Origin of the sequence: Methylophilus sp. 3sh_L, assembly GCF_046766015.1 — a bacterium.
GTDB lineage: Bacteria > Pseudomonadota > Gammaproteobacteria > Burkholderiales > Methylophilaceae > Methylophilus.
Genome location: NZ_JBKOUF010000014.1, coordinates 1 through 641 on the forward strand (window position 1 = coordinate 1; position 641 = coordinate 641).

Annotated in this window: 1 pseudogene; it reads left to right on the forward strand. The window is 48.8% G+C overall.

Annotated features, from left to right (window positions below):
• Positions 1 to 641, forward strand: a pseudogene (locus ACIDF8_RS14595) (PQQ-dependent dehydrogenase, methanol/ethanol family); the annotation flags it as partial.

The window sequence follows — 641 nt, forward strand, 5'->3', positions numbered from 1 at the left end:
GGCGAAAAAGAATTGGGTACACGTACCTGGTTGAAACCACAAGCTGTGAAAGACGGCTGGCAACATGGTGGTGGTTCCGTATGGGGCTGGTGGCCATATGATGCCAAGACAAACTTGGTATACTACGGTTCAGGTAACCCATCTGTTTGGAACCCTGACGTACGTCCAGGCGACAACAAATGGTCCATGACGATCACTGCACGTGATTTGGACACTGGTGTGGCTAAATGGGCAATGCAAATGACTCCACACGACGAGTGGGACTACGACGGTATTAACGAAGTAATCCTGTTCGACAAAGGTGGCAAAACTTACGCATGGCACCATGACCGTAACGGTTTCATCTACACATGGCAAGCTGGTAACGGCACCTTGGTAGCTGCTGAAAAAGTACACCCATTCGTTAACTGGGCAACTGATGTTGACCTGAAAACAGGTGTGCCAAACAAACTGGCTACTGCTTCTACTCACCAAGACTACAACGCTAAGGGTGTTTGCCCAGCTGCTTTGGGTACTAAAGACCAACAGCCAGCAGCTTACTCACCAAAAACTGGTTTGATGTACACACCATTGAACCACGTATGTATGACATACGAGCCAGTTGAGTCCAAATACGTTGCTGGTCAACCATGGGTTGGTGC